The organism is Enterobacter cloacae complex sp. ECL352 (genome assembly GCF_020149545.1).
Lineage (GTDB): Bacteria > Pseudomonadota > Gammaproteobacteria > Enterobacterales > Enterobacteriaceae > Enterobacter > Enterobacter asburiae_B.
Genome location: NZ_CP083709.1, coordinates 2,035,349 through 2,048,883, shown reverse-complemented (window position 1 = coordinate 2,048,883; position 13,535 = coordinate 2,035,349). Strand labels below are relative to the sequence as shown.

At 61.7% G+C, this 13,535-nt stretch carries 16 protein-coding genes; all 16 read right to left on the bottom strand.

All coding sequences use genetic code 11. The features are described from left to right. Position 1 precedes the first annotated feature (1 nt). The 16 genes from LBF07_RS10085 to LBF07_RS10010 are packed head-to-tail and all read right to left on the bottom strand — an operon-like array spanning position 2 to position 13,497. Entirely contained in the window at positions 2–1,231 is a 1,230-nt protein-coding gene (locus LBF07_RS10085) for a beta-ketoacyl-ACP synthase (protein ID WP_094934869.1), read from the bottom strand. After that, positions 1,228–1,959, bottom strand: a complete 732-nt coding sequence (locus LBF07_RS10080; RefSeq protein ID WP_048981450.1) for a 3-ketoacyl-ACP reductase FabG2 — start codon at positions 1,957–1,959, stop codon at positions 1,228–1,230. The genes LBF07_RS10085 and LBF07_RS10080 overlap by 4 nt, the downstream gene beginning before the upstream one ends. Beyond that, positions 1,956–2,429: a 3-hydroxy-fatty acyl-ACP dehydratase gene (locus LBF07_RS10075; protein WP_047059877.1), complete on the bottom strand. Its 474-nt coding sequence runs from the start codon at positions 2,427–2,429 to the stop codon at positions 1,956–1,958. Before LBF07_RS10075 ends, LBF07_RS10080 begins: the two co-directional genes overlap by 4 nt. Continuing rightward, the gene (locus tag LBF07_RS10070) at positions 2,426–3,595 is read right to left on the bottom strand and encodes a beta-ketoacyl-[acyl-carrier-protein] synthase family protein (protein WP_094934870.1); all 1,170 of its coding nucleotides are present in this window, start codon (positions 3,593–3,595) and stop codon (positions 2,426–2,428) included. Before LBF07_RS10070 ends, LBF07_RS10075 begins: the two co-directional genes overlap by 4 nt. A 1-nt stretch (position 3,596) precedes the next feature. Then, positions 3,597–4,175 carry a DUF3261 domain-containing protein gene (locus tag LBF07_RS10065; RefSeq protein ID WP_094934871.1) on the bottom strand — a complete coding sequence of 193 codons (579 nt, stop codon included), beginning with the start codon at positions 4,173–4,175 and terminating at the stop codon, positions 3,597–3,599. Continuing rightward, positions 4,172–6,496, bottom strand: a complete 2,325-nt coding sequence (locus tag LBF07_RS10060; protein ID WP_094934872.1) for an MMPL family transporter — start codon at positions 6,494–6,496, stop codon at positions 4,172–4,174. The genes LBF07_RS10065 and LBF07_RS10060 overlap by 4 nt, the downstream gene beginning before the upstream one ends. Next, positions 6,465–7,070, bottom strand: a complete 606-nt coding sequence (locus LBF07_RS10055; protein WP_094934873.1) for an outer membrane lipoprotein carrier protein LolA — start codon at positions 7,068–7,070, stop codon at positions 6,465–6,467. The genes LBF07_RS10060 and LBF07_RS10055 overlap by 32 nt, the downstream gene beginning before the upstream one ends. Next, positions 7,067–7,489, bottom strand: a complete 423-nt coding sequence (locus LBF07_RS10050) for a thioesterase family protein (RefSeq protein WP_023309526.1) — start codon at positions 7,487–7,489, stop codon at positions 7,067–7,069. Before LBF07_RS10050 ends, LBF07_RS10055 begins: the two co-directional genes overlap by 4 nt. A 3-nt stretch (positions 7,490–7,492) precedes the next feature. Then, positions 7,493–9,184: a glycosyltransferase gene (locus tag LBF07_RS10045; protein ID WP_094934874.1), complete on the bottom strand. Its 1,692-nt coding sequence runs from the start codon at positions 9,182–9,184 to the stop codon at positions 7,493–7,495. Continuing rightward, entirely contained in the window at positions 9,175–9,528 is a 354-nt protein-coding gene (locus LBF07_RS10040; RefSeq protein ID WP_039263058.1) for a hydroxymyristoyl-ACP dehydratase, read from the bottom strand. Before LBF07_RS10040 ends, LBF07_RS10045 begins: the two co-directional genes overlap by 10 nt. Further along, the gene (locus LBF07_RS10035; RefSeq protein ID WP_206462004.1) at positions 9,515–10,876 is read right to left on the bottom strand and encodes an acyl-CoA synthetase; all 1,362 of its coding nucleotides are present in this window, start codon (positions 10,874–10,876) and stop codon (positions 9,515–9,517) included. The genes LBF07_RS10040 and LBF07_RS10035 overlap by 14 nt, the downstream gene beginning before the upstream one ends. Then, the gene (locus LBF07_RS10030; RefSeq protein WP_094934876.1) at positions 10,869–11,456 is read right to left on the bottom strand and encodes a hypothetical protein; all 588 of its coding nucleotides are present in this window, start codon (positions 11,454–11,456) and stop codon (positions 10,869–10,871) included. Before LBF07_RS10030 ends, LBF07_RS10035 begins: the two co-directional genes overlap by 8 nt. A gap of 6 nt (positions 11,457–11,462) precedes the next feature. Continuing rightward, entirely contained in the window at positions 11,463–11,714 is a 252-nt protein-coding gene (locus tag LBF07_RS10025) for an acyl carrier protein (protein WP_024908875.1), read from the bottom strand. Between the two features lie 10 nt (positions 11,715–11,724). Next, entirely contained in the window at positions 11,725–11,982 is a 258-nt protein-coding gene (locus tag LBF07_RS10020; RefSeq protein WP_008503081.1) for a phosphopantetheine-binding protein, read from the bottom strand. Next, positions 11,963–12,778, bottom strand: a complete 816-nt coding sequence (locus LBF07_RS10015) for a 1-acyl-sn-glycerol-3-phosphate acyltransferase (RefSeq protein ID WP_094934877.1) — start codon at positions 12,776–12,778, stop codon at positions 11,963–11,965. The genes LBF07_RS10020 and LBF07_RS10015 overlap by 20 nt, the downstream gene beginning before the upstream one ends. Beyond that, positions 12,775–13,497, bottom strand: a complete 723-nt coding sequence (locus tag LBF07_RS10010; RefSeq protein WP_094934878.1) for a beta-ketoacyl synthase chain length factor — start codon at positions 13,495–13,497, stop codon at positions 12,775–12,777. The genes LBF07_RS10015 and LBF07_RS10010 overlap by 4 nt, the downstream gene beginning before the upstream one ends. Positions 13,498–13,535 lie beyond the last annotated feature (38 nt).

Here is a 13,535-nt window from a genome sequence, read left to right as displayed (position 1 = left end):
GTTACGCCCAGCGTTTAATGATAATCGAGGTGTTGATGCCGCCAAACGCGAAGTTATTGCTCTGCAGATACTCGCAGTCAATCTGACGGGCTTCCCCCATAATATAATCTAAAGCACCGCATTGCTCATCCGGCTGCGTTAAATTGAGCGTCGGGGCAAACCAGCCTTCACGCATCATCTGCAGGCTCATCCACGCTTCCAGCGCGCCGCAGGCACCCAGCGTATGGCCAAAATAGCTCTTCAGCGAGGAAACCGGCACGCTGTCACCGTAGATGGCGGCAGTGGCCTGACTTTCGGCGATATCGCCGCGATCGGTGGCGGTACCGTGCGCGGAGATATACCCCATATCCCGGGCGCTTAATCCCGCCATGGCCAGCGACTGCTCCATGCAAATCTGCATGGTGTCACGCTGAGGCTGGGTGATATGGGCCGCGTCACAGTTGGTGGCAAAGCCCACGATCTCTCCGTAGATTGTCGCCCCGCGCGCTCTGGCGTGCTCCAGCTCTTCCAGAATCAGGGTGCCTGCGCCTTCCCCAATGACCAGACCATCGCGCTGCGTATCGAACGGTGAAGGGGTGGTTTTGGGTTCGTCGTTACGCTGACTGGTGGCAAACAGCGTGTCAAACACCGCCGCTTCAGACGGACACAATTCTTCCGCGCCCCCCGCGACCATCACGGTCTGATACCCGTGGCGAATCGCCTCCCAGGCGTAGCCAATCGCCTGGCTGCCGGAGGTACAGGCGCTCGACGTCGGGATCACGCGGCCGCGCAACCCAAAGAACAGGCCGGTATTCACCGCCGTAGTGTGCGGCATCATCTGGACGTAGGTTGTCCCGGTGATGTTATTGGTGTGCTTTTCGGTGAGCATGGTCGCGAATTCGCTGACCGGACCGGTGCTGCCTGTCGAAGAACCGTAGGCGATACCGGTTTGGCCGTTGGTGAGCACCGCTTCGCCAATCAGCCCCGCCTGCTCCAGCGCCAGCTCGGTGGCGCGGGTCGACATCAGCGACACGCGGCCCATGGCGCGAATACGCTTGCGGGTATAGTGTTCCGGCAGCGTGAAATCGTCGATCGGCGCGCCCAGCAGGGTATGCAGGCCATCGTACACCTGCCATTCCGGCATTTTACGCACCGCGTTTTCATACGCCAGCAGCTTGCTGGAAACGGATTGCCAGGTTTCGCCAAAGGCGGTCACGCCGCCCATGCCCGTAATCACCACGCGACGCGTCATAGCATGCCTCCGTTAATGGAAATGACCTGGCGGGTAACGTAGCCCGCAATATCCGACATCAGATAGCTTGCCAGCCCGGCGACCTCTTCAGCCTGGCCCATCCGTTTCATTGGGATGATGGACATGGCTTCCTTCAGCGCGGCCTCTTCCATCTCAATCATGCCGGTATCAATCAGCCCCGGGGCAATGCAGTTGACGGTGATTTTGCGTTTTGCCAGCTCAATCGCCAGCGCTTTGGTGGCGCCGATAATGCCCGCTTTGGCCGCGCTGTAGTTCACCTGACCGCGGTTGCCCATCACGCCGGACACGGACGATAAGGTGATAATGCGCCCCCCTTTACGGGTGCCAATCATCGGCATAATGCAGGGGTGAATGACGTTATAAAAACTGTCGAGATTGGTGTGGATCACGCTGTCCCAGTCGTCTTCGCTCAGCGCCGGAAAGGCGCCGTCGCGCGTAATTCCGGCGTTGCTGACCACGCCATACCATGCGCCATGGGCTTCAATCTCCTGCTCCAGCACCTCGCGGCACTGTTCGCGGTTGCCCACATCAAAGGCGAGTAAACGACCGTTGCCACCCGCCTGCGTGATGGCGTCCAGCGTATCCTGCGCGCCTGCGGCATCACGATGGTAATGCACGCCTACGGTAAACCCGTCGGCGGCAAGCTGACGAGCGATGGCGCGCCCTATGCCTTTGCTGGCCCCGGTGACCAGTACGGAACGACTCATGCGTTAGATCCCTGATTAAAAAGCGATGTTAATTCTTCTGCGCTCGGCTGGAAGGTGTTGACCCGGCCCGTGGCCAGCGTCTCTTCATTAGCGGAAATCGCGCATTCAAAGCTGCCGAAGCGTTCGTCCTGCATCAGCAGCTTAACGGTGATGTCCAGCGTCAGGCCTGCGGCGAAACGCCCGCTGGCGCAGACCAGCTCGCGCGCGCCGAGCACCATGCCCAGCGCGATATGATCCTGCCCCTGCTGCTGGCGATGCCAGCCTGACCAGACGCCGACGGTCTGCGCCATCAGCTCGAGCGCGTACCAGCCCGGCAGGTCGCCATCGGCATTGAGAAACGGCGCCAGCACGCTTTGCCCGTTGACCGCAACGCGGCAGACCGCCGTGTCGTCCGTAACGTTCTCAACGGATCCCAGCAGCATCATTGGCGCCTCGTGCGGCAAATAGGCTTCGGGTGATAAGTAGCTCATGAGGCTCTCCCCAGCAGGATGCTGGCGTTATTGCCGCCAAACGCGAACGAGTTAGACAAAATGACCGGTTTTTTCAGAGCGGCTCGCTGGTGCAGCAGGCCGCACGGCGCTAGCGTGTCGTCCGGCGCGTAGCGGGCGAAGTCCTGCGGCGGCAACGGCAGATCGCGCGTCAGAATCAGCCAGCTCAGGGCCGCTTCGGTAATACCGGCGGCGCCCAGCGTATGGCCGGTAAGGTGTTTGGTTGAGCTGCACGGCACGCTTTCCCCGAAGAGATCGTGAACCACCTGCGATTCAATCTGATCGTTGAGCGGCGTGGCCGTGCCGTGCAGGTTGATGTAGCCGATATCCTGCGGCTGCATATCCGCTTCGTTAAGCGCCTGCGCGATAGCCCTTATCGCCCCTTCACCCTGCGGATGCGGGGCGGAAATATGGTACGCATCGCTGGATTCGCCCGTTCCGAGCAGCGCCACGTCGGCGGGCTCCCGCCTCAATACCATCAGCGCGGCGGCTTCACCAATGGTGATCCCCCGGCGGTCGCGGCCGAACGGCTCGCAGAGCGTAGGGGAGAAGGATTCAAGGCTGTTAAAGCCGTTGACGGGCATTCGGCTCAGGGTATCGGCCCCGCCGACAATGGCGATATCCACCAGCCCGGTTTCAATCAGGCGTTTGCCGCCGATCATCGCCCGCGCGCTGGAAGAGCAGGCCGTGGAGATCGTATAGGCCGGGCCTTCGAGCTGAAGCCAGTTGGCGAGGAAGCGGGACGGATCGCCAAGCTCCTGCTGCGGATACTGCCAGCGCGTGCTCGCTTCGCCATGGGCCATGTGGCGCACGTGCTCATCGCCTTCGTCCAGCCCGGAGGTGCTGGTCCCCAGCACCACGGCCACGCGGTCACGACCGACGCGGGCGATGGCCTCGTCAACGGCGGGCTGAATCTGCGACAGCGCGGCCAGCAGCAGCTGGTTATTGCGGGTGCGGTGTGCGGCGAAGGCGTCCGGGATGGGCGGAAGCTCGCCTTCCACGCCGCCCAGAACGGCTTCGGGTAAACCCTGCAACCAGCCGGTCCGGGCGTGCATCCCCGGCGCCACGCCTGCCGTCAGGTTCGCGGCAATCTCGTCAGGCGAGTTGCCCAGCGCGTTGACCATGCCAACAGCGGATATATAAATCATCTCAGTCACCCAGATATTGAATGGTGATGTGGTATTTAAAGACGTGCTGCTCGATGCTGATCGGCTCGCGCTTGCCTTTGCGCTGCAGGTAGACAATCTCCGTCACCAGCTTGCCGCTGGCGTTACGCAGCTCGCGCCGATCGCCATTGTCCGTTAACGTCCAGCCCTTCGGCAACTGCGGCTGCCAGGCGCTAATCAGCCAGTGGCTGAGCATCACGTCGGCCAGCACCTGGCTGGCGGGCGGCAGCTGCGGCACGACGATCGACTGCTCGGTATGAATACCGGTCTCATCGTACGTTGCCAGGAACAGACGAATGCCCACGGAAGAGAGCCCGGCCAGCGTGACCTTATGCGCATCCGCGTTGAGCATCACCAGCAGGGACTGTGTCTGTCCGTTAAAGCTGCCGGTCAGCAGCTGCTGGGAGCTTACCGCCGGGCTGATGCCGGGCGGCGGCAGCGTCACTCTGGTGCCCGGCTGGAGCCAGGCCTGAGGCCGCGTCTCTTTGGTATCGGTCGAATGGCTGCAGCCTGCCAGCAGCAGCGCCGCGGCCAGCGCAACGGCGCGATAAAAAGCGTTCATTTACGTTTTCTCTCTTTCTTATCCGGCATCGCCAGCGGAGCCAGCAGGAAGGCGGTAAAAATACCGCTCACCAGCACGATGCCAAAGCTGCTGATGGCCTGGGTGGCGCTGAAGACGAGCATGCCCAGCGTCAGCAGCGTGGTCATCATGGCCAGCGTAATCGCCAGCATCGAGGTCAGCGGCGTACCGCGCGGGTTGCTGAAAAACAGCGTGTAGTTAATGCCAATGCCGAGCACCAGTACCAGCGCCAGCAGTGAGAACAGATTCACCGGGTGGCCCGTTGCGGCCAGCACCGCCAGGCCGCAGCTCAGCGACAGCACGGACGGCACCAGGCTTATCAGCCCTTTACGCCAGCCGAGGCGCAGCATCGCCCCGCAGGCAATGACTGCCAGCGCGGCAAAGAGTAGCCCCGTCAGCAGCGTGCGGTAGAGGGCAAACAGGCTGTCAAAGCTGGCTTTGCGATCGACCCAGACGACGCCGTCATGGCGCGCGGCCAGTTCACCGAGGTAAGCGCTGTTTTTCGCGCCGTCCACCGGCACCAGCACGCCGCTTTCCCCGTTGGGCAGGGTCAGCCAGAGCAGACGCCAGCCTTCGCTGGCCGGGCTTTTAAGCCACGCGTCCACGCTGACCGGCATGGCGTCGAGATTCGGGGATACGGCGTTGAGCCCGGCGCTTTTCAGCACGTTAGTTACCGCAGGGGCAGCCTCGCGCAGCAGCGTAAGATCGCTTTTCTGGCGGGCCAGCGAGTTCAGCGGCAGCGTACGCCAGCGGGCAATCTCTCCGGCTTTCTGCGCCTGTGCCAGCGCCGGTGTAAAGGCTTCCAGCCGCTCCAGCGTTTGCTGAGGCGAGGCGCCATGAACCACAAACCATTTCTGATCGACGCTCTGTCCGGTCAGGGCGGTAATGGCCTTCTCCTGGGCCAGAATATTTTTCGGCAGCGCCTGCAGCTGTGCGATGTCGTCGTCCACCCTCAGGGTGCTCATCCCCACGGCGGAGAGCAGCGCCAGCGCGACGGGCAAACCCACGGACAATTTTTTATTGCGTCGCCACGCGGCCAGCCAGCGCAGCATGATAACCATCAGCGGAACCGGGCGCACCGGTAAACCCCGGCACAGCCACGGATGCCAGAAAATCACCGTCAGGCAGGAGGCGCTCAGCCCCACGGCGGCGAACACCGCCATCTGGCGGATCCCGGGGAAGGGGGCCAGCATCATAATCAGGTAGGCGGCGACGGTCGTCAGCAGCGCCAGCAGCAGCGCATTGCGTACTTTGGCCAGGCTTTGCCAGGGGGAGTGCTCCGCGCCGTGCACCATCCGTTCGGTCAGGTAGTAGAGCGTGTAGTCGGCTGAAATACCGATGATGCTCATGCTCATCACCAGCGTCATCAGGTGCAGTTCGCCAAAGAGCAGCAGCGTCACCACCGTACCCGCCAGCGCGCCGATGGCAATGGAGAGCACGCTCAGCAGCAGCGGGCGCAGAGAGCGGAACACCGCCACGATGAGCAGGAACACGCCAAGCAGGGTGGCGATGCCCAGCGTCGAGACGTCGCGTTTGGCCTGCTGGCTGGCGTAATCGCTGTAGAACACGGTCCCGCGCGAAAGCAGCTGCGCCTGCGGGAAACGGGCTTTTAGCGTCTCCTGCAGCGCGTTAAGCGTCGTCACCAGCCGGTGGGTCTGCTGCATATCAAATGACGAGCCCGCCAGCTCGCCGTGCAGCAGATACCAGTAGTTTCCCGCCTCATCCTGTGTGACCAGCCAGCCGTCCATCAGCCGCAGCTTCTGGCCGTTTTGCGCCAGAGCGAGCTGCGAGCCGCGCATCAGCATCAGGGGATCGTTTTGCAGCTCTTTGCCGCTGACGCCGGAAAAGGCCGAATAGAGCTGAGATAAAATCCACTGCGCCTGCGCTTCTCCGCCGTTTTGCAGGCGGGCGCGGGTGGCGGGATCGATCAGGCCATTTCGGTGCTGCCAGAAGAACTCTCCCCAGGCTTTTTGCCCGGCGGCGTCCATCGGGCCTTTGACCTCGCTGAGCGAATCGCTGCTTTGCAGCAGCGCCAGCCACTGCTGCGCCACGCGCGGATCGGGCTCTTTGCCAGGGCTGACCAGCCAGACCAGCTGGCGGTCGAGACGCTGCATAAACCCGTCGTTGAGCGCCGGCGGGATCGCCCCCAGCGTCTGCTTCGGCAGCATGGCCAGCACGCTGCTGTTCAGACGCGCGCCGGGCAGCAGCGACAACAGCACGCCCAGCAGAATCAGGCATAGCGTGGCCCACAGCAGCGCCGGGCGCAGGGATTTACGGTGCGGCAAAGCGTTGGCGTTCGTCATCGGTCAGGCTGGCGGGCGTCAGTTGGTGGCGTGAAAGGGCGATATCGGTACGGTCGCCCTGTTTGTCGTTGAGACGAATCGTCTCCAGATAGGTCGCGCCGCCCAGATCGAGGGTGGCGAAAATCTTGTCCAGCGGCGTCGTTTTTGGCGTAAGCACCAGCGACCAGCGGCCCGCTCCCAGGTCTTTAAAATCGATGCGGAAGTTCTCTTCAAGCACCCTGCGGTCGGCCTGGAACAGGGCCCGCAGAAGATGGTTGAACTGGAACATCTGCGGATTATTGTCGGCGGTGACGGTCTGCGGCGGCTGGCCGTTAATGGCCTGAACCATCCGCTTGTCGTCCAGCAGGAGCGTCATCGGAAACGGCGCTTTTTGATCCCACAGCAGGCCGCTGTCGCGGGCGATCAGCATCTCGCCCTGCGAGCGCAGCGGCTGCGGCATATCTTTTATGGTGCGAACCTGTTCGAAGTGCGCGCGCACGACGGGCTGCCCGGTGAAGCGCTGCTGCAGTTCATCCAGCGTCACGGCGCTGACCAGCGGGCTGACGAGAAGCGCCAGCAAAGGCCACCATTTCATGGCGTCACTCCCATTCGTTCAAACAGTATTGCCGGGCTCACAAAGCACATTTCGCGGGTGGCTTCTTCCACCGCTACCTGGATGGTGTAGCCGGTCGTGGTGCGTTTGCCGGTCTGCGCATCGAAAATTTGATAGGCAATGCGCAGGCGGTTTTCATACTCTTCAACGTGCGCGCGGACGCGAATACGCTGCTCAAAGGTCACCGCATCGCGGTATTTCACCCGGGTATCGACGACGGGCCAGACGTAGCCGGAGGCCTTCATCTGGCGATAGCCATAGTCAAACTGATTGAGCAGCGCCTCGCGGGCGATCTCAAAGTAGCGGAAATAGTTACCGTGCCAGACCACGCCCATCATATCGACGTCGTGGAACGGAACGGTGATCTCAACTTCAGTCGTAAAGCGGGGATCGGTCAGCACCCTTTACTCCTTCTCTCTGGACTCTGGCAGATGCCAGAAATCGAAAAAATTAAACCAGTCGAGCGGCGACATGAGGGCGTAATGCTCCAGCCGCTGCGCGTAGCGATCGACGGTCTCCTGCAACGCCTGCTGGCGTTCGCCGCGCGGCAGGCGCAGCGGGTCGGCAAACGGTTCGCTGTGCAGGACGAGCTTACCCTGCTGGCGCAGGGCAAAAATCAGCACCACCGGGCAGCGCAGGATGGAGGCCAGGATAAACGGCCCCTGTGGGAATGGCGCTGGCTGGCCCATAAACGGGCTCCAGATCACCCGCCACTCGCCGCCACGCTGCGGATTCACCGCGATGCGGTCGCCCACAATCGCGACCCATTCTCCCCGCTCAAGCTTCTCTTTGATGGCAATCGCGGTGTCCGGGCCGATGTCGGTAACCGACATCAAATTCACGCCCGCCTGGGGCGCCATTTCGCTCATGATTTGCTTAAAGCGCCGGGCGTTTTCGCTGAAGACCAGGGCGGTGATAGTTTTGCTGCCGTCCAGCTGGGCCAGCGCCCGGCAGGCCTCAACGTCGCCAAGATGCGAGGCCAGCAGCAGCTTGCCCTGCGGTGCCGCGATATTAAGCGTTTCGCTCGCGCCGGGGGCAAAGACCACGTCGCGATCAAACTTCAGCTCACCGCGCCAGCTGGCGACTTTATCCAGCATCGCGTTGCCGAAGCGCATGAAATGGAAAAAGCTGTTGAGACGCGGGGGAACGGGCATGTTCCGCTGACGCAGTTCTTGCTTCACTCTCTCAATCCACTGCCGCGAGGCCTGCCGCGCCGGACGTGCGATAAGCCAGTACACGCCGATCACCGGCCACAGCAGCACGGTAAAGGCCCGGCGGCCCATCAGCTTCCAGACGCGCAGCATCAGGCGCATGCCCCACAGGCCCTTGACCTCGTCCTGCTGCGCCCAGTGCTGGCGGCGTCGACGGAAAAGCAGGCCGGGCATGCGGGGCAGCATGCCGAAGAACAGCCGGGTATGCATCAGGGAGATCCGCACGTTATCTTTTAACGCGTCGAAGTGGGACAACCCGTCCTGCGGGTAGGTGACGCGGGTCGGCAGAAAGACGCTGGTGTTGCCCTGCCAGTAGAGACGGACCATCACTTCGGTGTCAAAGTCCATCCGTTTGCCGAGCGTTTCACGCGCTGCCAGGCGCAGCGTGGGCGAGACCGGATAGACCCGAAAGCCGCACATGCTGTCTTTAAGCTGCAGGGATAAGGTCTCAATCCACACCCATACGTGGGTTACCCAGCGTCCGTAGAGCCGCGAGCGCGGAATGGAATCATCGTAAATGGGCTGGCCGGAAATCAGCGCGTCCGGGTGGCGCTCCGCCAGCGCCAGCAGTTTGGGGATATCTTCGATGGCGTGCTGACCGTCCGCGTCCACCTGCACGGCGTGGGTATAGCCCGCGCGCGCGCACTCCTCCAGCCCCCTGATGACCGCGGCACCTTTTCCGGCGTTTTGCGCCAGGCGGACCAGCGTTACCTGCGGCTGCTCCGCCGCCAGGCGCTCGAGCTCCTGACGGGTGCTCGCTTCGCTGCCGTCATCCACCACCAGGCACGGCAGGCCGAACGGCGCGAGACGCGACAGCACGCGGGCGATCATGGCGCCGTGGTTGTAGCACGGGATCAGCACGCAGGGGCGGAAGGTTACTGACATAGCCGAATTTTCCCGCTGCTGGCGGTATGGCGCTCCGCCCCGGCGTGACGCTGGTAGCTGAAGGTCAGCATCTGACGTTCGGCATGCCACTCAAGCACCAGCGTCACCGTGGTTTCCGGCAGCAGAGGCGCCTGGAACTTCACGTTTTGAATGCTGTGAAAGCGGTAGCCCGGCGCCAGTAACGTCGTGGCGTAGTGCATCACCCAGTCAAGCTGCGCAACGCCGGGCAGCAGCGGCTGTACGGCAAAATGGCCCTGAAACCAGAACAGCGCCGCGTCGAGATGCAAAATGATTTCCAGCTTCTCCGGCTGTGTCTGGTGGCGCTCAAGTTCATGAATTTTCATGAAATAACTCCTCTAGCTGCGCATAGACACGCTTGTTCATACTGTTTACCGGCATTTCATCGACAATGCGCCAGTAGCGCGGAACGGCGACCGGCTCAAGCCACGGCAGCAGGGCGCGACGCCAGGCGAACTCCTGCGCTTTTTTATCCTGCATATAGCCGCGCTGGCGAACCGCTTCGTCCAGCACCAGCAGTGCGCCAATCCCCTGACGGCCTCCGCGCGTGACCGGTAGTGCCGCCGCTTCGCAAATGCCGTCGAGCTCCAGCAGGCGACGTTCGATCTCGTTAAGCGAGATGCGCTTTTCTTCAATTTTGACCACCCGCCCGCGACGACCGGCGATGCTGAACAGCCCCTCGCTGTCGAAGTGCAGGATATCGTCCAGCTGGAGTCCTTCAGCCTCGTGGATCAGTGGCGACGTGACGCGACAGGCTTCATCTTCCTGATGGAAGATAACGCCGGGGAAGGCAAGCCACGGGACGTTATCCTGCTGGCGATGGCGCCAGGCGAGGATGCCGGTTTCGGTGCTGCCATAAATTTCATCCGGGCAGATGTTAAGCCAGCCCGCGGTGGTGGCGACGTCACACCAGGGCAGCATTCCGCCTGCTGAAATCAGCATTCTGACGGGCGGCGCGGGCAGTTCCGTATCCAGGCGCTTCAGGAACGCCGGGCTGCTAATGAACAGATAATGCCGGTCATGAGGAAGGGCGGCCAGCTGCTCGGCGTAGTAGAGCATCGCGGCATGCAGCGGGAGGCCCAGCGCCATCGGCAATACGATGCGGAAGGTCAGCCCGTACAGATGTTGCGGTACGACCGAGGCGACAACGCTACAGCCGGTCAGCAGCTCGCCGAAGCGGTCAGCCAGCAGACGGGCTTCGCGATCCAGGCTGACGATGTGCTTAATCACCCGGCGCGGGGTACCCGTTGAGCCGGAGGTGAACAGTTCAACGAAGCGGCTTTCGTCAATGGCCGGCAGGGGCGCCCAGCGGCGAGTGGTCTGATGGCTGGAGGCCACCACTATCAGCTTGCCATGGAAATCGAGAGTCCGATCGCTCAGAACGCCGCTAAACAACGCATGCTGTTCTTCAAGCTGCGAGACGCGGCTATGGCCGGGGATGACCGGCGTTTTACCGGCGTGCAGCGAGGCCAGCAGCGCAACGATAAACAGGTAGCTGTTTTCAAAGCACAGCGCCCAGCGCTCGCCTTCCTGCTGATGCAGAGTGTCGACCAGCAGGGTCACGTCGTGGCGCAGCTGGCCAAGCGTCCAGGTGCGATCGTCAAGCCAGGCAACGGGCATGTCGTCAGGGCGGGGCGCGTTTAACCACTGGCCCAGCGGAAGGGGGTTAGTCATTGTGCATCTCTTTTTTTATCACCCGCTGGCGCACCAGCCACTCGGTCGCCATCAGCGTTCCCATCAGGATGTAGGCCACCATACCGTTCCACAGCGTCCACAGATGCATGTCGCCGTGGAGCACGGTGAACAGCGCCATCGCGCCGTTTCCGATGAAAAAGCCGCACCAGACGAGGGTCACCTTGCGGGTATAGCGCACGCCCTCCGGGGGCAGGTTTGGCTCGCGCAGGCGCGCCAGCCGTTCGACCAGCGGCATCGCGGTCCACAGTGAACCGCCGAACACGGCCAGCATCACAAGGTTGACGACCACCGGGTAGAACAGCAGCCACTGGTGGGTTTTCAGCAGGTAGCTTGCCGCGCAGAGCGCAATGCCCGCGAGCGCCACGCACTGCACCACATACCGCATCGGGCCAGCGTTCCGCCGCGCCTGGCGCAGCCGCAGCAGCAATACCAGCGCCATCACCGGCAACAGCCACTGCAGGCTGTTGTGCGTCAGCCCAAATCCAATCAGGAAAGGCCACGCCAGCAGCATCAGCACCGTCAGCAGTGGGATGACCGGGAACGTCCGTCCACCACGCACGACGTCTTACTCTTCGCGCAGAAGCTGTTCGACGGCGTCTACCACATCCTGAACGGTACGAACCGACTTGAAGGTTTCCGGCTTGATTTTCTTGCCCGTTTTCTTCTGCAGATGAACAATCATGTCCACCGCGTCAATGCTGTCCAGCTCCAGGTCTTCGTAAAGACGGGCTTCGGGCGTAATGTCCTGCGGGTCGATTTCAAAGAGCTTGGTCAGAAGGCCGCAGACTTCCTGATAAATGGTTTCTTGTTCAGTCATCGTTCACATCTCAGGCGCGTTGAGCGTTGATAAAGGACGCCAGCGTGGCGACGGAAAAGAAGTGCTGGCGCATCTCTTCGCTTTCGGCAGAAAGCACCACGCCATACTGGTTTTTTACCGCCAGACCCAGTTCCAGCGCGTCAATGGAGTCCAGACCCAGCCCATCGCCAAACAGCGCGGCATCGGTATCAATATCCTCTGCGGTAAGCTCGTCCAGATTCAGCGTGGTGATTATGAGATTCTTAATTTCAAGATAAAGCGCTTGCATCATTAATTCCTGACAAAGATTGAAGGCCTGATGTTAATCGATGCTGCAGATGCCGGTTTAACTGCCTTGCCGCCAGCGCCGGTTCTTGTTCATTTGCATCGTAAAATTCGTCGATGTTCACGCGGTCGCGGACATCCACGGTGAAAACAGGTTTTTCTGGCGGTACATCATACCAGTGGCTTTTTTTATCCAGCAGGTGTTCGCTACAGTGGATCAGCACCACCCGCAGATCGCTGTTACAGCGCACGGCGATATTTGCCGCGCCGCGCTGGAGGGAGATAGCCTCGCCAAACCGGGTACGCGTGCCTTCCGGGAAGATTAACAGCGTGTCGCCCTGAGCCAGACGCTGCTGGCTGGCCGCGAGCAGGGGCTCGGCTTCGCTGTTAATCAGATAATCCGCCGCGCGGATAACGCCGCTGACAAAGGGGTTGCGCAGCAGCGCGCTTTTCACCAGGCAGTCGGTTTCGGGCATCACCGACGCCAGAATCACGTAGTCTATTAACGTGGGGTGGTTAGCCACCACCAGACAACCCCGATCGCTGCGCAGCGCGTCAAGATTGTGAATGCGATAGTCCAGTACGCCGAGGCCGCGCGCCACGGTCAGGAAGAAGCGGAAGCTGGCCGCAATGCTGCGACGCGCCAGGCGGCGACGGCTGGCGCAGTCGCGCTGGACGATCAGCAGCAGGTTGAACCAGACCAGCGACAGCAGCAGCCCGCCCACGCCAAACAGCGCGAAGCAGAAGCCGGTCATCACCAGACGCCATAACCAGTTGATACGTGCAGCCAGGCGGTTCATGCGCGCGTCCATTGCCACAGCAAACGTTCGCCGGGCACCACAAACTGACGTTCCTCGCTGAGATAGCGCTGCAGGAACATCAGGCTTTGCGGCAGGGCGGGTTCTTCACCCGTGCTGCCGCTGCGGGTTTCACACTGCAATCCGTTGCCGGATTCAATCACCAGCGCCAGCGCGTAGGGCCAGGTGGGCATCTGCGGCGGTAGCGCCGGATGGTAAAATTCCGGCAGCACGCCGTCAAAATCGACCAGCAGGACGCGGGAATAGCCCGCATGCAGCAGGCTCAGCACTTCGCATAAAGCCTGCTGGAAGGTGTCCAGCCCGGCAGAAATGGATGACGAGACGATGGCCTGTCGTGCGGTGATCGTGAGATTGCCCACCGCGGAATTGTGCACGGACATCGCGAAGTCGGTGGGTGAAACGGACTGCCCGGTCGCCAGAGCATGCAGAATACGGTAGTTGCGCTCCAGCTCGCCGTGGCGGCTGGAATAGACGACGGCATCAATGGCGTGGTTTTGCAGCATGGCAAGACCAATATCCACCGCCAGCTTACTGCCTGAATTGAGGCGGCGCGCGGTCATCATGGGTAAAGCGGTCAGGCGGGGAAGCGGGGCCGCTGGGTCAACGGCCAACTGCAGGCGCGACCATGCCTGCCACTCTGTGGCATCGCTGAGTCCTGGCGCTCTCGCCTGCCAGTCGATAATGTTCAGTGAAAATTTCATCTACGCGCGTCCGCGAAAAAAACCGTATTCAAAGGGCA